Below are 20,549 nucleotides of genomic sequence, written 5' to 3' on the forward strand. Positions count from 1 at the left end.
ATATTGACAGGAAAATAACAAAGCAGTATGATATCTTGTAACAGTTCAGATGCCGTCTGAACTGTTACGATGTTTTAAGTTCAATGACATTTAGGAGGAGAAAAAAGTGAGTAGAGTGTATAATTTTTCGGCTGGACCGGCTGTTCTGCCGGAGGAAGTGTTAAAGGAAGCGCAGGCGGAGATGCTGGATTACCGCGGGACGGGAATGTCTGTGATGGAGATGAGTCATCGCTCGAAAGCTTTTGACGAAATTATCAGTCAGGCAGAGGAAGACCTGCGTGATCTGATGCAGATTCCGGATAATTATAAAGTTCTGTTCATGCAGGGCGGAGCTTCCCTGCAGTTCGCGATGATCCCGATGAATTTCATGAAACATAAAAAGGCGGATTACATCGTAACCGGACAGTGGGCAAAGAAAGCATATCAGGAAGCTCAGAAATACGGGACTGCAAATAAGATCGCGACGTCCGAAGACAAGACCTTTTCTTATATCCCGGACTGCTCGGATCTTCCGGTCAGCGAGGATGCGGATTATGTATATATCTGTGAAAATAACACGATATACGGAACGAAATTCAAAGAACTTCCGAATACAAAAGGGAAAGACCTGATTGCGGATGTATCTTCCTGTTTCTTATCAGAACCTGTGGATGTATCGAAATATGCGATGATTTACGGGGGCGTACAGAAAAATATCGGTCCGGCAGGCATGGTGATCGGAATCATCAGGGAGGACCTGATCAGCGAAGATGTGATGCCGGGAACACCGACGATGATGCAGTACAAAACATATGCAGACAACGATTCAATGTATAATACACCGAATTGCTACTGCATTTATATGTGCGGAAAAGTCTTCCAGTGGATCAAACGTATGGGCGGACTGGAAGCCATGAAAATGCATAATGAGAAAAAGGCTGCAGTTCTTTATGATTTTCTGGATCAGAGTAAGATGTTCAGCGGTACGGTTGTAAAAGAAGACCGCTCTCTGATGAACGTACCTTTTGTGACGGGGGATAAGGAGCTGGATGCAAAATTTGTGGCAGAGTCCAAAGCTGCAGGTTTTGAAAATCTGAAAGGCCACAGAACAGTCGGCGGCATGCGGGCAAGTATCTACAATGCAATGCCGATGGAAGGTGTGGAAAAGCTGGTAGAATTTATGAAAAAATTTGAAGAGGAGAATCTGTAACATGTATAAATACCATTGCCTGAATCCGATTTCCAGTGTTGGAATCGAACGCTTTACGGATCAGTATGTTGAGACAGAGAATATGGAAGAGGCGGATGCAGTCCTGGTCCGCAGTGCCAACATGAAGGATATGAACTTTCCGGCCAGTCTGAAAGTGATAGCAAGGGCGGGGGCCGGTGTCAACAACATTCCTCTGGGCAAATGTGCAGATGAGGGAATCGTAGTATTTAATACGCCGGGTGCGAATGCGAACGGTGTAAAAGAGCTTGTGATCGCAGGCATGTTGCTGGCGTCCCGGGATATCGTGGGCGGTATTGAATGGGTGGAAAGTGAGCAGAATGTAGAAGATATCGGAAAGCTGGCAGAGAAGAAGAAGAAACAGTTTGCCGGTTGTGAGATCAGCGGTAAGAAACTGGGAATCATCGGTCTTGGAGCGATCGGTGTGATGGTGGCAAATGCGGCAACACATCTGGGTATGGAAGTCTACGGATATGACCCGTACATCTCTGTGGAAGCAGCATGGAATCTGTCCAGAACGATCAAACATATCGATAATCTGGAGACTCTGTACAAAGAGTGTGATTATATCACAATTCACGTACCTCTGCTGGAAGAGACCCGTGGGATGATCAACGCGGAAGCCATTGAAATGATGAAGGACGGTGTTGTAATCCTCAATTTTGCCAGGGATATCCTGGTAGATGAAAAGGCGCTGGTGGAGGCGCTGGAAAACAATAAGGTAAAGAAATATGTAACAGACTTTGCAAATCCGGTCGTTGCAGGTGTTAAAAATACACTGGTTACACCTCATCTGGGTGCTTCCACGGAAGAGTCCGAAGATAACTGTGCACGAATGGCAGTCAAGGAAATCATAGATTATCTGGAAAACGGAAATATAAAAAATTCGGTAAACTATCCGAATTGTGATATGGGCAGCTGCGTGGTGGCAGGGAGAATTGCCATCCATCACAAAAACATTATCAACATGATCAGTCAGTTTACAGCAGTTTTTGGGGAAGCTGGTGTCAATATCAGTGATATGACGAATAAAAGCAAAGGTGATTATGCGTACACACTGCTGGACCTTCAGACAAAGCCTACGCAGGAAGTTGTGGATAAACTGAGAAAATTAGATGGCGTATTAAGGGTTCGTATTGTAAAATAAAGGGAGGGAGTCTGCCGCAAAATCAGCGTATGTATTTTTGCGGCAGCCCCCTCTTTTTGAGCTTTGGGAAATCAGAGCTTAAATGGCAGGAGCAGGGCATGAGAAGATATGTAAAGCGCCTGAGGCGCGTCAGGAGGAATTGGGTCTGGCTGCGGACCGTAATGTACCACCGCGAAAAACTGGGACGAGCGTACCAGTCAATAAAAAACATTTGGAGAGGAAATTAAAAATGGCGACAGTAAAACCATTCAGAGCAATTCGACCGACATCGGAGCTGGCATCGCGGATAGCCGCGCTGCCGTATGATGTATACAACCGTAAAGAAGCCTGCGAGGAAGTAAAGCGGGAACCTCTGTCTTTTCTGAAAATTGACAGGGCTGAGACTCAGTTTCCGGACACCGTGGATACTTATGATCCGAAAGTGTATGAAAAAGCGAAATCAACCCTGAATAAAATGTACCGCGGAGGGTATTTTGTTAAAGACAGATGGAACTGTTATTACCTTTATGAGCTGACGATGAACGGAAGAGCTCAGACCGGTATTGTCGGATGCGCCTCGATTGATGATTATGAAAACGAAGTGATCCGCAAACATGAGAATACACGTCTTGAGAAAGAAATTGATCGGATCAATCACGTGGATGTCTGTGATGCACAGACGGGTCCGATCTTTCTTACATACCACAAAGATGAGGAGCTGAAACAGCTGATCAAAGATGCAAAGCGCAAAACTGCAGTTTATGATTTTGTGAGTGATGACAATATCCGGCACCGCGTATGGGTCATCGATGATGCAGTCAAAGTCAAAGCTATGAGTGCGGCATTTGAAAATGTTAACTGCCTGTACATTGCTGACGGACACCACCGCTGCGCATCCGCTGTGAAGGTTGGCAAGAAGAGACGGGAGAGTAATCCGGAGTATACAGGGGAAGAAGAATTCAATTATTTTCTGTCGGTTCTTTTCCAGGAGGATGAGCTGAGCATCATGGATTATAACCGTGTAGTCAGAGACCTGAACGGATACACGGCAGAAGAGTTCATGGAGAAAACAGCAGAGAAATTTGAGATAGAACAGGTGGGAAAAGCAGCCGTGCATCCGGAACGTAAAGGAATGTTCGGAATGTATCTGGAGGGCAGCTGGTACAGACTGTGCATCAGAGAGGAATACATGTCGAAGGACCCTGTCGAAGGGCTGGATGTATCGATCCTTCAGAATCATCTGCTGGGTCCGATCCTTGGGATTGAAGATCCGAAGACGGATGAGCGCATTGATTTTGTAGGAGGAATCCGCGGACTTGAAGAACTGGAACGCAGGGCAGACAGTGACTGTAAAGTCGCATTTTCCATGTATCCAACCTCGATTTCAGAATTGTTTGACGTGGCAGATGCACATCGGCTGATGCCTCCGAAATCAACCTGGTTTGAACCCAAACTTCGAAGCGGACTTTTTATCCATCAATTATCAGAGTAAAAGGACGTGCCTGCTTGACAGGTACTATCATACATGAAAACCAGGAGGAACTTGCTATATGGCAGATAAACTATACGATTTAATGGACTGGGCAGCGATAGAGGCAATTGTATACTCGGAGGAGAACAAGCCGCGCAGAACACTCGGACCGCGTGTCACGAAAGATGGTGTCCTGATCCAGTGTTTTTTTCCGGAAAAAACGAAGGTGATGTTAAAGACAACAGCAGACCGCGTAAACCATCGGATGAAGATGCAGGATGAAAATGGTTTCTTTGCCATTTTACTTCCCGGGAAGAAAATCCCAGAATATGTTTTCGTCATTCAGGAGGAGGGAAAGTACAGAGAGTACGAAGATCCCTACGCCTTTCCTTCTCAGATCACTCATGAGGAGGAAGTACAGTTTTCCCATGGAATCTGCTATGATATATATGAGAGGCTGGGAGCTCATCCAATGCGTATAAACGGCAGGCGCGGTGTGCATTTTGCAGTGTGGGCACCGAATGCGCTGCGTGTCAGCGTAGTCGGAGATTTTAACAGCTGGGATGGAAGAATGTACCAGATGGAAAAGCTGGAGGAATCCGGAATCTTTGAACTGTTTATCCCGGGAATAGAGCCCGATGAATTATATAAATTCGAATTAAAGCTGAGAGACGGTCTGACTTATCTGAAGGCCGATCCTTATGCGAATTCTGCACAGCTTCGCCCTGACACGGCGTCTGTTGTGACAAACCTGAAAAAATACCGATGGAATGATCAGGACTGGATGTCAAACCGGAGAAAGGTACAGGGGGAAGACAAACCCATGTACATTTATGAACTTCATCTTGGTTCGTTCAGAAAACCTGAGGATGGAAGGCTGTTCTACAATTATCGTGAGATCGCTCCCATGCTCGTTGATTATGTAAAAGAAACGGGCTATACACATGTGGAACTGATGCCGGTAATGGAACATCCGCTGGATGAATCCTGGGGATATCAGGTGTCAGGTTATTATGCACCGACGAGACGTTACGGAAGCCCTCAGGATTTCATGGCCTTTGTAGACGCACTGCATGAGGCGGGGATCGGAGTGATCCTGGACTGGGTACCTGCACATTTTCCAAAAGACATCGCAGGACTGGCTGCATTTGACGGTACCTGCCTTTACGAGCACCAGGACCCGCGCCAGGGAATGCATCCACACTGGGGAACACTGATCTTTAATTACGGACGTCCACAGGTCAGCAACTTTCTGATTTCGAATGCGCTCTTCTGGGCTGAGAAATATCATATTGACGGGATACGGATGGATGCTGTCGCATCTATGCTTTACCTTGATTACGGAAAAAATGATGGAGAATGGGTTGCAAATATCTACGGAAGCAATGAAAATCTGGAGGCAATAGAATTCCTCCGGCATTTAAATTCCATATTAAAAAAACGGCATCCGGATGTGATGATGATCGCAGAAGAATCTACGGCATGGCCTAAAGTGACCGAAAGTGTCAAACAGGATGGCCTGGGATTTGATTACAAGTGGAATATGGGCTGGATGAATGATTTCCTGGGATATATGGAATATGACCCGGTATTCAGAGGCGCTCATCATAACGAGCTGACATTCAGCATGGTATATGCTTACAGTGAGCATTTCCTGCTGGGACTTTCTCATGATGAGTTCGTGCATGAAAAGAAATCTCTGATCGGAAAAATGCCGGGTGATGAGGAGCAGAAGTTTTCGAATATGCGGGCGGCGCTTACTTACATGGTATGTCATCCGGGTAAAAAACTGTTGTTCATGGGTCAGGATTTTGCACAGATAAAGGAATGGTCCGAGAGCAGACAGCTTGACTGGGAGCTTATGGAAGAGCCGAGGCACCGGGAATTCCATGAATTCTTCAAAGCACTGCTGAAGATGTATAAGTCCTGTCCGGCGCTCTATGAGCGGGATTATGATAAGGAGGGATTTATCTGGATCAATGAGATGGAATGGGAGAAAAATATTCTGACATTTATGCGGTGTGGGAAAAAGCGGGATGATATGCTGCTGATCGTCTGCAATTTCTCCGCGGTTTCCTATCCGGAATACCAGGTGGGAGTTCCGAAGGCAGGAAAATATAAGGAAATCTTTAACAGTGATGCAAAGAAATACGGCGGCAGCGGAATGGTGAATCCGCGTGTGAAGGCATCAAAGCCTGTAGAGTGCGATGAGCGTTCCGACTCGGTTAAAATTAAAGCAGCACCTCTCAGTGTCGCGGTGTTTGAATACAGAAAAGGGTAAAAAGCTATGAATATCTTATTGCAGTGGATGGATAAACATCTGCCTGAAGTAGGTTCTTTCTGTCTGAAAGTAGTACTGACGATCGTTGTCTATCTGATTGCATCGAAAATCATTAAATGGATCTGTAAAATATTCAGAAAATCGATGAACAAAGCCGGACTGGCGCCGGAGGCAATCAGCTTTCTGAACTCAGCCATCAAAGCCGGACTGTATGCTGTTCTTATTTTTCAGCTGGCAACACAGTTTGGTGTGAAAGAGTCATCTGTGGCGGCCCTGCTGGCATCAGCCGGAGTCGGTATCGGACTGGCTATGCAGGGTGGACTGTCAAATCTGGCGGGCGGTGTAATCTTACTGCTGCTGAAACCGTTTGGGGTAGGGGATTATATCATTGAGAGCTCGGCAAATAATGAGGGGACTGTTCAGAAGATAGAGCTGTTTTACACGACGCTTATGACAGTGGATAACCGCAGGATCGTGATTCCGAATGCGACTCTGACGAATAACATCATTACAAATGTCACGGCTATGGATGAGCGGAAGCTGGATCTCAGAGTGGATATTTCGTACGATTCAGATATGAAAAAGGCCAAGGAGATTATCAGCAGCCTTCTGCAGGAAGATGCAGATATCATGAAGGACAGGGAGATCCAGGTATTTGTAGATGCACTGTGTGACAGCAGTGTCCGTATCGGCTGCCGGTCCTGGGTAAAAACAGAAAGTTACTGGCCGACCCGCTGGAGGCTCAACGAAGAGATTAAGCTGGCATTTGATGAGGCGGGGATCGTGATACCTTATCCTCAGATGGATGTGCATATTCAGACTCACAGCCAGGATACGGAAAGGAAGCAGAAAAAATGATTGCAGAAATATATCGTAATATGCTGAGCGCGAAATCAGTGATCAGAGAGACTTTCGCATACGGTTCCATGCGGGCTGAGGAGATCGGATATGAGAATGTCTTTGATTACAGTCTGGGGAATCCCTCCGTGCCGGCTCCCGAAAAACTTACCAAGAGACTGATCAGTCTGCTGGAAACAAAGAGTCCTGCAGAACTGCACGGATACAGCCCGACACTGGGAAATCAGGAAGTCAGGGAGGCAGTGGCAAAATCCCTGTCAGACCGGTTCCATATGGATTATAAAACGGAACATATTTTTATGACCAGCGGGGCGGCGTCTTCGATTGCGCACGCACTTCGTGCAGTGACTGTTCCCGGAGATACGGTTCTGACTTTCGCCCCTTATTTTCCGGAGTATCAGCCATACGTAACGCTTGCGGGCCTGAATCTGAAGATTGTACCGCCGGATCTTGCGCGATTCCAGATAGACTTTAAAATGATGGAAGATATGCTGACAGAGGATGTAGCGGCGGTTCTGATCAACACGCCGAATAATCCTTCCGGTACAGCTTATACAACGGAAACACTGGAACATATGGCTAAGATCCTGCATGAAAAAGAAGCGGAATACGGTCATGATATCTATGTGATCTCTGATGAGCCGTATCGTGAGATCATATTTGCGGGGACTGACTCGCCGTACCCGGCTTCCATTTATGATAAGACAATCACCTGCTATTCTTTCAGCAAATCACTTTCCATTCCGGGAGAGCGCCTCGGTTATGTGGCAGTTGCACCGTCATGTCCGGATGCAGGGCTCCTGATTGACATGTGCGGTCAGATTTCAAGAGGGATTGGGCATAATTGTCCATCGTCCCTGATTCAGATGGCAGTTAAGGATGTGCTCTATGATACGGCGGATCTGTCTGTCTATGAGACAAACATGAATCTGCTGTATGAGAAACTGACAGAGCTCGGATTCACCTGTGTGAAGCCACAGGGAACTTTCTACATGTTTCCGAAAGCACTGGAGGAAGATGCGGGTGCTTTCTGCAGGAAGGCTCGTGAGCATGATCTCCTGCTGGTGCCGGGTGATACCTTCGGTTGTCCGGGATACTTCAGGATCTCCTACTGTGTAGAGACAGAAAAAGTAAAACGGTCATTGCCAGCATTTGAAAAACTGGCAGATCGCTATCGATAGAGAAAACAACGAAGAATAGGAAAAGGAGTGACGGCAAAATGGCAATGCAAATATGTGGGGCACCGTGCTGCTGGGGAGTGGAGGATCCGAAGAATCCGTATATTCCGACCTGGCAGACTGTTATGAGAGAGGCCCGGATGGCCGGCTACAGTGCGGTGGAACTGGGACCGTACGGTTATCTGCCGATCGATGTGGAGACGGTGACAAAGGAACTTGAGAAAAATGAGATTTCCATTGTGGCAGGCACGATATTTCAGGATCTGGTGAGCAAAGAAAATCATGCCAATGTGCTGAAGGCAGCGGATGATATCTGCTGGCTGATCACACAGCTGCCGAAACTGCCGGAGTATGAGGGGCAAAAGTTTCCGACGCCATATCTGGTCGTGATCGACTGGGGGCATGATGAACGTGATTTTACATCTGGCCATCCTGACCGTGCAAAGAGACTCGAACAGGCGGAATGGGAACAGCTGATGGACCATATCCGGGAAATCTGTGATCATGCGGCAAGATTTGGTGTCCGTGTTGTAGTTCATCCTCATGCAGGCGGCTATATTGAATTTGCGGATGAGATTGAGAAACTGACAGAAGATATCCCTTATGAGACGGCGGGGTTGTGTCTGGATACGGGGCACCTGTATTATGCGGGAATGGATCCGGTGGCCTGGCTGAAAAAATATGCCGGCCGGCTCGATTACGTGCATTTTAAGGATGTCAATGAAACGATTTACCGTGAAGTAATGTCAATGGAAAAACTACGTTTCTTTGAGGGGGTTGCCAAAGGTTCCATGTGTCCAATCGGAACCGGGACTCTTGATTATCCGGCGATCAAAGATACGCTGGAAGAGATCGGGTACAGCGGTTACATAACGATTGAACAGGAGAGAGATCCGCGTGACTCAGGAGCCACACTGGAGGATGTAAAAGCCAGTGTGGATTATCTGAAATCTGTCGGTTACAAAATTTAACAGGAATACAGCGACGCAGACAGTCCCGCCTGACTTTTCGAAGGCGGGACTGTTTGTATCAGAACAGAAAGAGAAGGAGTCTTATGGACAGAAAGTTATTACATGAAATCAGTATCACGGAGATCAACGGGATCAAAATAGGCCATGCCCAGGATAAGCAGGGGGCAACAGGCTGTACTGTGATCATATGTGAAAAGGGCGCTGCTACGGGAGTGGATGTTCGCGGAAGTGCACCCGCGGGCAGGGAAACCGATGCGATAAAGCCCGGCAACATCTGCGATGCGGCTCATGCAGTCGTGCTGAGCGGAGGCAGTGCATTCGGACTGGATGCGGCGGCAGGTGTGATGGAGTATCTGGAAGAAAGAGGAATTGGATTTGATGTGGGTATGACTGTGGTACCGATCGTATGCGGCGCATCGATCTTTGACCTGACAGTCGGTGACTCCAGGATCAGGCCGGACCGGGCGATGGGGAGAGCAGCCTGTGAGAATGCTTCCGGCAAACCGGTACCGGAAGGCAACGTGGGGGCAGGCACAGGCGCCAGTATCGGAAAATTCATGGGAACAGAGCGCTCCATGAAAAGCGGACTGGGAACTTACGCCGTACAGCTGGGCGATCTGCAGGTAGGTGCGATCGTAACGGTAAATGCACTTGGAGATGTGTTTGATCTGGATACCGGAAGACAGATCGGAGGTCTTCTTTCGCCGGATAAAAAGGAGCTGTGTAATTCGGAAGAACTCATGTATCAGAAATACACGGCGGATAAAAATTATTTTGCCGGAAATACAACCATTGGCTGCATTGTGACAAATGCAAAACTGGATAAAACCCAGATGATGAAAATTGCATCCATGGCACATGACGGTATGGCAAGGACGATCCGTCCTGTTCACACATGGGCGGACGGCGATTCGATATTTGCCATGGCAACGGGAGAAGTGGCGGCAGATGCAAATGCCGTGGGAACACTTGCGGCTCGTGTTATGGGGTATGCGGTTAACAGAGGTGTGCAAAAAGCCGTTGGTGACTACGGACTGATCAGCGCTTCTGAGTTGAATTTCTAAAATAATTTCAAAATTTAAAACAGTCCGAATTTTGACAGGTTTCTGATATTACTCATATATTTAAGTTAGAGAGTAATTTGCTCTCTGTAAGACTTAGCTTAAGGAGGCTTTTTATGTATGGTATCGATATCAGTGCCTATCAGGGCAGTGTAAACGCAAGAAAAATCAGAGAAGCCGGAATCGAGTTTGCTATTATCAGAGTGACTGATAAAAATAATAAAGAGGATACAGAATTCAAAAAAAATTATGAACAGTGCAGCAGCGCAGGAATGTCCATAGGCGTATATAAATTTTCCTATGCTCTCACAAAATCGGCAGCAATTGCCGAGGCGGAGAAAACACTGGAACTTATCAGAAACAAAAAAATTTCCTGCGGGGTATGGCTGGATCTGGAGTGGGAAAAGCAGAGACAGCTTGGAACAAGAAAACTTGAAGAGATTGCCACAACATTTTTGGATACCGTGCGGGCTGCCGGTTATCCATGCGGGATTTATTGTAATACGGACTGGTATACAAACGTATTGCCAAAGTCTCTGAAATCATATCCGCTCTGGCTGGCAAGGTACCCGGCTGCGGATAACGGAACACCGAATTACGCCCTGAAACCAAATGCCGGAATCATCTGGCAGTATACAAGTAAAGGAAATGTCCCGGGAATATCAGGCCATGTGGACAGAGATATTTCATGGGTGGATCTGAACAGTTATTTTAAAGGTGAGAACCAGGAAAGTGAGGCGGTTTATATGTTTGAGGTTCATACACTGCAGTATGGAAGCGGAGGGAACGATGTGCTGTTGTTTCAGGAGATAATGAAGGCGCGAGGATACTATGATGGCGGGCTTGACCGAAGTTACGGCGCTGGTTGCCAGGATGCATGCCGCAGATATCAGAAGGAAAGAGACGGGGCAGCAGGTCCGGTAGACGGGATCTGCGGTGAGAAGACGTGGGCAGATCTGATTGCCCTGTAGTCTGCATCCATTTTTTAAATCTGACAGGAATTTTCATTATTGCCTTGTATTAGGGGATATAATAAGGTAGAATCAAATGTAGTTTTGTTAGTTGGCCTGATTCGGCAAAAGAAAAAGCTTCAAACCTTATGGTTTGAAGCGATTTGAGAAACAAGCTGGAAAAGGGACTTGAACCCTCGACCCCTTCATTACGAGTGAAGTGCTCTACCGACTGAGCTATTCCAGCGTGTGTGGTTGACACAAAGAGTATTATACCGTATTTTGAAAAAAATGCAACCATAATTTATCAATTTTTTAAAAAAAATTTTACGAGGTAAAAAGACTTGGAGATACGAAAAGAAAATAAGGATTTACTGATAAAATATTTTGAGAATGGAAGTAAGCGCAACTGTATCGAAAAACTGGGGGTAGAGCTGGAACATCTGATCGTAAGGTCAGAGACCGGCGAGAGTGTTACCTACCAGGAAGAAAAAGGTATTGCTTATATTCTGGAACGGTTATCCGAATTTTTCCCGTGGCGTTATGAACCGGAAGGATTTCTGATTGGAATTTATAATGAGGATTATTCCATCAGTCTGGAACCTGCAGGACAACTGGAGATCAGCATTAATCCGAGGGAAAACATTTCGCTCATCTACCGGATATACAGAATGTTTTTGGAACAGATACAGCCGATCCTGAGGGAGTGCGGGTATGAGTTGCTGACACTCGGCTATCATCCGAAATCGAAAGTGCAGGATATGCCGCTGATTCCTAAGACGAGATATGAGTTCATGGATCGCTATTTTATGGAGACCGGTACGTGCGGGATCAATATGATGCGTGGAACCGCAGCAACGCAGGTATCTATTGATTACTGCAGCGAACAGGATTTCGTGCAGAAGATCAGAGCCGCGTATATTCTGATGCCGCTTCTAAAACTTCTGACGGACAATACACCGATCATGGAAGGAGAAATCTATGAAGGATATATGGCGCGAAGCTATATATGGGATCATGTAGACCCTGCGCGTACGGGCATTCCCAAGGGGCTTTTTGATGAGGATTTTGGATTTGATAAATATGCGGATTTTCTGCTTGGGATGCCTCCTGTTTTTGTGGAGGATCAGGATACACCGATGTATACCGGGCATAAAAGCACGGCGGAGGTCTGGGGGGAAGAACGCCTCAGCCGGCATGACATAGAGCATGTTTTATCCATGAATTTTCAGGATGTCCGATTAAAACATTATCTGGAGATCCGGTACGCAGACAGTATGCCGATAAAATGTGTGCTTGCCTATACAGCTCTGCTGAAGGGGATTTTCTATAATAAAGAGCTGGTGAAAGAGGTCAATGAAAAGTTTTCCGCATCAGAGAAGGAAATAATAAAAGCACAGAAAAATCTGATGAAAAACGGATTTGACGGGGATGTATACGGGTATGAAGCAGCAAAACTGCTGAGTTATTTAATTGAAGCAGCGAAAAATCAGCTTATGGAAACAGAACAGCTATCATTGCTGCCTTTGGAAGAAATACTATATCATAAAAGAACGTTGGCGAGAGAGTATTATGAAAACAATATTAAATGAATACAGACAGGAAATAGAAAGTAATTTTGAAGAAAATCAGGAGGCGGCGCTTAAAGTCAAAGATTATCTTGAGCATTCCTCCGTTGCTTATCACGGCAGGTGTGTGCATACACTGCATATACCAAAAGTCTTTACGGCAGAAGTGATTGAACAGTACCGTTCAATTGTGAGAACAACATATCGGATATTTGAAAAGGTGATCAGGGAATACCTGGCGAATGCGGAATACCGCAAGCTGTTTCCTTTTTCTGAAAGACTTGAGGAACTGATTCTTGTTCCAAATCTATATCAATCGGTGCTTCCTATCGCTCGGTTTGATATATTTTATAACGAGGATGATGGTACCTTTCAATTTTGTGAGATCAACACAGATGGAACGAGCGCAATGAATGAAGATTATGTGTTAAATATGGCTGTTGATCTCAATCCGGCACATCAGGAGATGAAACAGAGATATTCTTTTGAGAAATTTGAGCTGTTTGACAGTTGGGTTGATGCCTTTCTAAACATTTATAACAGCTATGAAAAAAAGAAAGAACATCCGTACGTTGCGATAGTTGATTTTCTGGAGCATTGTTCGATCACGGAATTTGAAGAGTTTGAACGCAGATTCCAAAAGGCCGGATACGAGACTGAAATTTGTGAGATCACAAAACTTATTTATAGAGATGGCGTGCTGTATTCTCCTTCAGGGCATCCGATCGATGTGATTTACAGGCGGGCGGTTACAACGGATGTCATGGAGCATTACGATGAGGTCCGGGATTTTATTGAGGCTGTGAAGCATCAGGATGTTTGCCTGATCGGTTCTTTCTGTACGCAGATCATCCATAACAAATGGCTGTTCAAAGTGCTGAGAGAACAGAGGACGCTGTCGTTTCTGACACAGGAAGAACGGGAATTTGTCATGGAACACGTTCCGGCCACGGAGCTTTTGGATGAACGGGAAAAAACGCTGGAGATCATACTGCGCGAGAAAGACCGATGGATTATCAAACCACTTGACTCCTATGCATCCAGAGGGGTGTTTGCCGGGATTGACTATACACAGGAAGAATGGAAAGACATTGTTATGCGACATAGAGGAAAAGATTATATTTATCAGGAATATTGCCCGCCATATCAGACGGCCAATATCTATCTGGTGGATAAGGATGCACAGTTTAAGCCATATACCAATATGTCGGGACTATTTGTATATGATGGCGTATTTTCCGGAATTTATTCGCGTCTTTCTGACGGTGGAATCATTTCATCGCAGTACAATGAAAAAGCGGTCGCAACGCTGTACGTGAAGTGAGAACTTCGGGATATTCCATTTTGGAATATCCCTTTCGTTTACTATAGAAAGAAAAACTGATATACTTACCAGAGAAATTTCATTTTGGAGCACGTGATTTTGGAGGAAATGATGTCAACTATACATAAGCACCACCGTAAATCGGGACATAAACATGGCGAGGGGTTTTCGATTGATTATTATGCATATATGTCCGGTATCCGGCATTGGAATGCGTCATTCAAGGTGGCATTCGCATTTACGACGCTGATTCTGTGTGTTGCACTGGACAATCCGTTTGTGTCTGTGATGGTGATACTGGCTATGGGGGGGATTACCGTTGTAAAAGGCGGCGTAAGTTTTCATGATTATATTTCGTTCATGACAATCCCTGTTGTGTTCATGGTTTTTGGAAGCATTGCAATAGCACTGGGATTTTCGCTGCATCCGACGGGGCAGTACTGCCTGGATTTGAATCTCTTTTGTATCTATACATCGAATGAGAGTCTGATAAAGACTGCGGAGATCATGCTTAAGGCATTCGGTGCGGTATCAGCTATGTTTATGATGACACTGTCGACACCGTCAAATGAGATTATCTCGGTGCTGCGGAAAGCACACGTGCCAAAACTGATCATAGAGCTGATGAATATGATCTATCGATTTATTTTTATTCTGACGGAAGTTCAGAGGAAAATGAAGAATTCAGCACAGTCCAGGATGGGGTATGATGATTTTCGAACGTCGCTTAAGTCATTTGGAAATATAGCAAGTAATCTTTTTATTGTATCACTGAAAAAGGCAAATGCCTATTATGATGCACTTGAGTCCCGGGGCTATACAGGAGAACTGCTTTTCTGGGAAGAAGAAAAGCCTGTCAGGAAGATGCAGGTTCTGCTGGCCGGGGCTTTTATTGGGCTGATGGTATGTATCTGGCTGCTGACAAGATAAAGGAGACGGACATGAGAGAACCAATCGTTAAAGTTAAAGATCTGCATTTTGCGTATGCGGATGAAAAAGAAGCACTTCGGGGGATTGACATTAATATTTATCAGGGGGAGCGTATTGCCGTCATAGGTTCCAATGGAGCAGGAAAATCAACATTTTTTCTGAATGTTAACGGAGTCCTGCAGGCGGAAGCGGGAGAAATCTATTTCCGTAACACAAAAATTACAAAGAAAAATCTGAATGAACTGCGCAAAAACATCGGAATCGTGTTTCAGGATGCGGATAATCAGATTATCGCCTCTACCGTAATGGCAGAGGTTTCTTTTGGTCCCATGAACCTGAGACTGCCGAGGGACGAAGTAAAACAGAGAGTGGAAGAGGCCCTTGAATATATGAATATCACAGATTTCAAGGACAGACCCCCACACTATCTGAGCGGTGGGGAAAAAAAGAGGGTGAGCATTGCGGATATCATTGCAATGAAATCAGAGATCATTATTTTTGATGAACCCACCGCAGCTCTGGATCCGATGAATGCCCAGATGCTGGAAGAAGTACTGGAAAAACTGCAGAAAGAGGGGAAGACAATGCTGATCTCCACACATGATGTGGATTTTGCGTATCGCTGGGCTGAACGTGCGGTTGTGTTCTGTGATGGCGAGATTATCGCAGATGGAACCCCGCTTGACGTTTTTATGGACGACAGTGTGGTAAAGAGGGCCAATCTGAAACGCCCGATGATGCTGGATGTATATGAGGGGCTGGTTGCTTCCGGTCATCTGCCGGATGAGAAGAAATACCCAAAAACACCGGACGAATTAAAGCAAATACTGGCGTAATACTTACCTTTTTTGCGAATGCTGTGTTTTTTGTGAATGATAGGTTTTTTGTTATTGCAAATAGTAAATATTTATAGTAAAATCAACATGAATGCTAACCGATGGAACATAATCACTTTATTGATACAGAAAATATAGACAATATCAACTATTCAGAGTGATCCTTCCTATTAATTAGGAATTATCCATCACATTTCAAGGAGGTAGAAATATGGAATTCAAGTTATCCCGTGAACAGGAACTTGTTCGTAAGATGGTCCGCGAATTCACAGAGACTGAGGTTGCTCCCATCGCTGCTGAAACTGACAGAACAAGTCAGTATCCCGCAAAGACTATCGACGACCTTTTCCGCTATGGAATTATGGGTATGATCGTACCGAAAGAGTACGGCGGGGCAGGTGCTGATGATCTGTCAGGAGCCATTGCAATTGAGGAACTTTCCAAAGCATGTGCATCTACAGGTGATATTGTAGCAACACATAACGGATTGTGCTGTGGTCCTATCATCAGCTATGGTACAGAAGAGCAGAAGAAAAAATATCTTCCGATGCTGACAAAAGAACGCAAGGTCGGCGCCTTCTGTCTGACAGAGGCAGATGCAGGTTCTGATGCATCCAAGGGAACGACAACTGCTGTTCTCGACGGAGATCATTACATATTGAATGGTTCTAAAATCTTTATTACAAACGGTTATGTAGCAGACATCTTTATTGTATTTGCCATGACAGATCGTTCGAAAGGAACAAAAGGCATCTCTGCATTCATCGTTGAGAAAGATTTCCCGGGATTTTTAGTAGGAAAACACGAAGTTAAGATGGGTCTTCACGGCTCACCGACCTCCGAGATTATTTTCCAGGATTGTATCGTTCCGAAGGAAAATCTGCTGGGTGTAGAAGGCAAAGGATTTGGTATCGCCATGGCTACACTGGATGGCGGACGTATCGGTATTGCCGCTCAGGCTCTCGGTATCGCAGAAGGTGCTTACAAAGAGGCTATGGATTTTGCGAAAGTTCGTGTTCAGTTTGGCAGACCGATTTCCAAATTCCAGAATTCTCAGTTTGTATTTGCTGATATGCATGTTGGCATTGAAGCAGGCAGGCTGCTCACTTACAAGGCGGCTATCGCTAAAAGCACACAGAAACGTTTTACTCTGGAAGCTGCAACAGCGAAACTGTTCTGCTCTGAGCTGGCTAACAAAACAGCTACAAAAGCACTTCAGATGTGTGGTGGATATGGTTACACCAACGATTATCCGCTTGAACGTATGATGCGTGATGCCAAGATCACAGAGATTTATGAAGGAACCTCTGAGATCCAGCGTGTCGTAATTTCCGGAAATATTCTGAATTAAGGAGGAGATACGAGTCATGAAAATAATTGTTTGTGTAAAACAGGTACCAGATACCTCCGGCAAACTCGCAGTAAATCCTGACGGAACACTGAACCGGGCTTCCATGGAGACGATCACAAATCCTGATGACCTGAATGCTGTTGAGGCAGCACTGAAATTAAAAGACGAGACAGGCTGCGAAGTGATCGCAGTGACAATGGGCCCGCCACCTGCAGAAGGAATGCTGCGTGAGATCATGGCCCGCGGAGCAGATAAAGGAGTACTGATCTCTGCGCGTGAGTTCGGCGGATCCGATACATATGCAACATCCCAGATCATCGCAGCAGCGATCGAACATATGGGTCTTGAGAAAGACGATATTGTATTCTGCGGACGTCAGGCGATCGACGGAGACACTGCACAGGTAGGTCCTCAGATCGCAGAGAAGCTGAATCTGCCGCAGGTAACATACGCACAGAACATCTGTAAAGACGGGGACACACTGACAGTACAGCGTGCACTGGAAGACGGATATATGACGATCAAGGTACAGACTCCGTGTATGATCACATGCATCAAAGAGCTGAACGAACCGCGTTATATGAGCATTGGCGGAATCTATGAAGCATATGAGAAGCCGATGGAAGTGTTTGATTACAACACACTGAAAGACAGCCCGCTCATCGATGTAAATAACATCGGCCTTGCAGGTTCTCCGACAAACATTCTGACATCTTTCACACCGCCACAGAAGGGGGCAGGTCAGATGCTTGAGGGCGCAGACCAGGAAACATGTGATAAACTGGCAGGAATGCTCGCTGAGAAACATATGATCTAAGAGAGGAGAAAGAGGACATGCAAAATTTCGATAGTAGTAATGTATCTGCTTTTAAGGATGTATGGGTATTCTGCGAGCAGAGAGAAGGTAAACTGATGCCGACTGACTTCGAGCTTCTGTCCGAAGGCCGTCGTCTGGCAGATGAGCTTGGAGTAAAACTGGTAGGACTTCTTCTTGGAGACAACGTAGAAGGCCTTGCAAAAGAGCTGGGTGGATACGGGGCAGACAAAGTGATCGTAGCAGATCATCAGCTGCTTGGAGTATACACAACAGACGGATATACAAAGGTAATCTGCGACATTGTAGCAGAAGAGAAACCGGAGATCTTCCTGATCGGAGCATCCAACATCGGCCGTGACCTGGGTCCGCGCTGTGCGGCACGTCTTCACACGGGACTGTGTGCAGACTGTACACACCTGGATGTAGATGTAGCAAACTATCAGGAGTTCCTGAGAAACAACTCCGTACTGCCGGAAGACAGGATCTCGAAGACGAATACAGCAAGAGTGCTGGGACAGCCTCATGATGTAGCGAAAGACCTGAAGATGACCCGTCCGGCATTCGGAGGAAACCTGATGGCGACGATCATCTGCCCGAGATTCCGTCCGTCCATGGCAACCGTAAGGCCAGGCGTGCTGAAAAAAGGTGCATTTGACGAAGCGAAGGCAAACGCAGTAGAAGTAGTAAAAGCAAATGTAGAGCTGTCAGAAGCAGATATGCAGACAGAAGTTGTAGAGGTAATAAAGGCAGCGAAGAAGCTGGTAGACCTGGTAGGAGCAGAATATGTCGTATCCGTAGGCCGTGGTATTTCTTCGAACGTAGAAGAGGGTATCAGGATCGCTCATGATCTGGCAGATGCACTCGGCGGCGTAGTGGGAGGATCCCGTGCAGCGATCGACAGCGGCTGGCTGACAGCAGACCATCAGGTAGGCCAGACTGGAAAGACAGTACATCCGAAGATCTATGTGGCATTGGGGATTTCCGGAGCGATCCAGCACAAGGCGGGAATGCAGGAATCAGAGTGCATCATCGCAGTCAACAAAAATGCGTCGGCACCGATCTTTGAGATTGCGGATTACGGTATCACCGGAGACCTGTTCAAGGTAGCCCCGATGCTGGTTGAAGCAATCAAAGCCGTGAAAGCTGCTAAATAAGATTATGAAAGAAGGCTCAGCGTCCAGACATACACGGAAGGGCAGTCTGGGCCTTTTTCATTAGGCAGGACACGCAAAGTGCCGTCGTATTTTGGTATTTCCAGGAAAATTTTCATGAAAAAGAAAAACTTCAGGTGAAATACCTACAAAAATATTGATTTTTTATTAACAAACAGCTATAATATTTTTATGAGAAGTTTTAACCGGTGAAAGCCGTGCTGTGAACCGGAAAACTTGACGGGAAGTTATAAGGCTGAGGTGTAACCCCCAAAAAAACATAAAGTAAAAGGAGATAATGACTGTGAACTTTCAACTAACAAAGGAACAAGAACTTGTCAGAAAAATGGTTGCAGAATTCGCTGAGAACGAAGTGAAACCGATTGCTGCAGAAATTGATGTCACAGAAAAATTCCCAATGGAAAATGTACAGAAGCTTTTCCGTTATGGCGTTATGGGAATGAACATGCCTAAAGAATACGGCGGAGCAGGAGCTGATGATGTTGCCTATGCAATGGCAGTGGAAGAGCTCGCAAAGAAATGCGCGGCGACAGCTGTAATCGTTGCGGCTCATAACTCACTTGCATGCTGGCCGATCCTGAAATTCGGCACAGAGGAGCAGAAGAAAAAATATCTGACTCAGATGACAAGCGGTACGATCGGTGCTTTCTGTCTGACAGAGCCTGAAGCAGGTACAGATGCAGCGGCACAGCAGACAACAGCTGTTCTTGACGGCGATCACTATGTGCTGAATGGCAACAAGATCTTTATCACAAACGGTGGTGTTGCAGATATCTTTGTTGTATTTGCAATGACGGATCCTTCCAAGGGGACAAGGGGCATCTCTGCGTTTATCGTTGAGTCTTCATATCCTGGATTCTCCCGCGGTCAGGTGGAAGATAAGATGGGAATCCGCGCTTCTTCTACAACAGAGATTGTTTTTGAAGACTGTATTGTTCCGAAGGAGAATCTGCTCGGCGTAGAAGGAAAAGGCTACAATGTTGCCATGGCTACACTGGACGGCGGACGTATCGGTATTGCCGCTCAGGCTCTCGGTATTGCACAGGGCGCACAGGATGAGCTGGTATCATATGTACAGCAGAGAGTTCAGTTTGGCAAACCGCTTTCCAAATTCCAGAATACACAGTTCCAGATTGCCGATATGGAAGCCCGTATCTGCGCAGCGCGCTGGCTGGTATATGACGCTGCGAGCAGAAAGTACTTAAGCTCCCAGGGACAGAAAATTTCTTATGGAAAAGAATCTGCTATGGCTAAGTTATTTGCTGCTGAGACAGCGATGGCCGTTACAACGAAAGTTGTTCAGCTCCATGGTGGTTACGGATATATCAAAGAATACCCGGTTGAGCGTATGATGAGAGACGCTAAGATCACAGAGATCTATGAGGGAACATCAGAAGTTCAGAGAATGGTAATCGCTAAAAACGTAATCAAATAAACAGGAGGAAAGA

Annotated in this window: 17 protein-coding genes and 1 tRNA gene; 17 read left to right on the forward strand and 1 reads right to left on the reverse strand. The window is 45.9% G+C overall.

The window, feature by feature from the left end; translation table 11 throughout:
- The first annotated feature begins 106 nt into the window (after positions 1 to 106).
- The 9 genes from serC to MCG98_RS11380 all read left to right on the forward strand — a co-directional run bounded on the left by serC (position 107) and on the right by MCG98_RS11380 (position 11,124).
- Positions 107 to 1,189: a 3-phosphoserine/phosphohydroxythreonine transaminase gene (gene serC, locus MCG98_RS11340; RefSeq protein WP_240302087.1), complete on the forward strand. Its 1,083-nt coding sequence runs from the start codon at positions 107 to 109 to the stop codon at positions 1,187 to 1,189.
- A gap of 1 nt (position 1,190) precedes the next feature.
- Complete coding sequence (locus MCG98_RS11345) at positions 1,191 to 2,354, forward strand: phosphoglycerate dehydrogenase (protein WP_240302088.1); 1,164 nt, start codon at positions 1,191 to 1,193, stop codon at positions 2,352 to 2,354.
- Between the two features lie 229 nt (positions 2,355 to 2,583).
- A complete protein-coding gene (locus MCG98_RS11350; protein WP_240302089.1) occupies positions 2,584 to 3,825 on the forward strand; it encodes a DUF1015 family protein in 1,242 nt (413 codons plus the stop codon).
- A 58-nt stretch (positions 3,826 to 3,883) separates the two neighbouring features.
- Entirely contained in the window at positions 3,884 to 6,085 is a 2,202-nt protein-coding gene (gene glgB / locus MCG98_RS11355) for a 1,4-alpha-glucan branching protein GlgB (RefSeq protein ID WP_240302090.1), read from the forward strand.
- Positions 6,086 to 6,091: 6 nt separating this feature from the next.
- Positions 6,092 to 6,943, forward strand: a complete 852-nt coding sequence (locus tag MCG98_RS11360; RefSeq protein WP_240302091.1) for a mechanosensitive ion channel family protein — start codon at positions 6,092 to 6,094, stop codon at positions 6,941 to 6,943.
- Positions 6,940 to 8,124 (forward strand): pyridoxal phosphate-dependent aminotransferase, encoded by a 1,185-nt coding sequence (locus MCG98_RS11365; RefSeq protein ID WP_240302092.1) that lies wholly within the window; start codon positions 6,940 to 6,942, stop codon positions 8,122 to 8,124. Before MCG98_RS11360 ends, MCG98_RS11365 begins: the two co-directional genes overlap by 4 nt.
- A gap of 38 nt (positions 8,125 to 8,162) precedes the next feature.
- Positions 8,163 to 9,092 carry a TIM barrel protein gene (locus MCG98_RS11370; protein WP_240302093.1) on the forward strand — a complete coding sequence of 310 codons (930 nt, stop codon included), beginning with the start codon at positions 8,163 to 8,165 and terminating at the stop codon, positions 9,090 to 9,092.
- 83 nt (positions 9,093 to 9,175) lie between these two features.
- Positions 9,176 to 10,156 (forward strand): P1 family peptidase, encoded by a 981-nt coding sequence (locus MCG98_RS11375; RefSeq protein ID WP_240302094.1) that lies wholly within the window; start codon positions 9,176 to 9,178, stop codon positions 10,154 to 10,156.
- 113 nt (positions 10,157 to 10,269) lie between these two features.
- Positions 10,270 to 11,124 (forward strand): GH25 family lysozyme, encoded by an 855-nt coding sequence (locus MCG98_RS11380; RefSeq protein ID WP_240302095.1) that lies wholly within the window; start codon positions 10,270 to 10,272, stop codon positions 11,122 to 11,124.
- Positions 11,125 to 11,277: 153 nt separating this feature from the next.
- Here the strand turns inward: MCG98_RS11380 and MCG98_RS11385 are convergent.
- Positions 11,278 to 11,350, reverse strand: a tRNA-Thr gene (locus MCG98_RS11385).
- A gap of 97 nt (positions 11,351 to 11,447) precedes the next feature.
- Here MCG98_RS11385 and MCG98_RS11390 point away from each other — a divergent pair.
- The 8 genes from MCG98_RS11390 (at position 11,448) to MCG98_RS11425 (ending at position 20,536) form a co-directional block, all read left to right on the forward strand.
- Positions 11,448 to 12,695 carry a glutamate-cysteine ligase family protein gene (locus MCG98_RS11390; RefSeq protein ID WP_240302096.1) on the forward strand — a complete coding sequence of 416 codons (1,248 nt, stop codon included), beginning with the start codon at positions 11,448 to 11,450 and terminating at the stop codon, positions 12,693 to 12,695.
- Complete coding sequence (locus MCG98_RS11395) at positions 12,676 to 13,995, forward strand: circularly permuted type 2 ATP-grasp protein (protein ID WP_240302097.1); 1,320 nt, start codon at positions 12,676 to 12,678, stop codon at positions 13,993 to 13,995. Before MCG98_RS11390 ends, MCG98_RS11395 begins: the two co-directional genes overlap by 20 nt.
- A 111-nt stretch (positions 13,996 to 14,106) precedes the next feature.
- A complete protein-coding gene (gene cbiQ, locus MCG98_RS11400) occupies positions 14,107 to 14,925 on the forward strand; it encodes a cobalt ECF transporter T component CbiQ (RefSeq protein WP_240302098.1) in 819 nt (272 codons plus the stop codon).
- Positions 14,926 to 14,936: 11 nt separating this feature from the next.
- Positions 14,937 to 15,761, forward strand: coding sequence for an ABC transporter ATP-binding protein (locus MCG98_RS11405; protein WP_240302099.1), 825 nt, complete (start codon positions 14,937 to 14,939; stop codon positions 15,759 to 15,761).
- 211 nt (positions 15,762 to 15,972) lie between these two features.
- Positions 15,973 to 17,112, forward strand: a complete 1,140-nt coding sequence (locus MCG98_RS11410; RefSeq protein WP_028530288.1) for an acyl-CoA dehydrogenase — start codon at positions 15,973 to 15,975, stop codon at positions 17,110 to 17,112.
- 16 nt (positions 17,113 to 17,128) lie between these two features.
- On the forward strand, positions 17,129 to 17,929 hold the full coding sequence (acrB, locus tag MCG98_RS11415; RefSeq protein WP_240302100.1) for an acryloyl-CoA reductase electron transfer subunit gamma: 801 nt from the start codon (positions 17,129 to 17,131) through the stop codon (positions 17,927 to 17,929).
- A 17-nt stretch (positions 17,930 to 17,946) separates the two neighbouring features.
- On the forward strand, positions 17,947 to 19,083 hold the full coding sequence (gene acrA, locus MCG98_RS11420; protein ID WP_240302101.1) for an acryloyl-CoA reductase electron transfer subunit beta: 1,137 nt from the start codon (positions 17,947 to 17,949) through the stop codon (positions 19,081 to 19,083).
- A gap of 301 nt (positions 19,084 to 19,384) precedes the next feature.
- The gene (locus MCG98_RS11425) at positions 19,385 to 20,536 is read left to right on the forward strand and encodes an acyl-CoA dehydrogenase (protein ID WP_240302102.1); all 1,152 of its coding nucleotides are present in this window, start codon (positions 19,385 to 19,387) and stop codon (positions 20,534 to 20,536) included.
- Positions 20,537 to 20,549: the final 13 nt, after the last annotated feature.

The sequence above is a fragment of the Ruminococcus sp. OA3 genome (assembly GCF_022440845.1).
In the GTDB taxonomy this organism is placed as follows: Bacteria; Bacillota; Clostridia; order Lachnospirales; family Lachnospiraceae; genus Ruminococcus_G.